This window comes from Aquabacterium parvum, from assembly GCF_001447195.1.
Classification (GTDB): domain Bacteria; phylum Pseudomonadota; class Gammaproteobacteria; order Burkholderiales; family Burkholderiaceae_C; genus Aquabacterium; species Aquabacterium parvum.
The window spans coordinates 1-273 of record NZ_LFRI01000475.1 but is presented as its reverse complement, the minus strand read 5'-3'; the positions used below and the strand labels follow the sequence as shown (position 1 = coordinate 273).

Sequence of the window (273 nt, the reverse complement as noted above, 5' to 3'; positions counted from 1 at the left end):
GGAGACAACTCGGGCCAGTGGCACCCGCACCTGCACATGATCGCCTTGGCCGAGGTCGAGCCCAGCCAGGAGCGCTTGTCGCGGGATTGGCACCAGATCACCGGGGACAGCTTCATCGTTGATGTGCGGCCCATCGCTGGAGATCCCGCCGAGGGGTTCATGGAGGTTTTCAAGTACGCCGTCAAGTTCAGCGATCAGCCGGTTGCCGATACATGGCATGCCTTTCAGACGCTCAAGGGGAAACGCCTTCTTGGTTCTGCTGGGTGCTTCCGA

The 273-nt window shown here is 61.2% G+C and carries 1 pseudogene; it reads left to right on the top strand.

Annotated features, from left to right (window positions below):
* Nucleotides 1-36 precede the first annotated feature (36 nt).
* A pseudogene (locus tag ABG80_RS18105) lies at nt 37-273 on the top strand (protein rep); the annotation flags it as partial.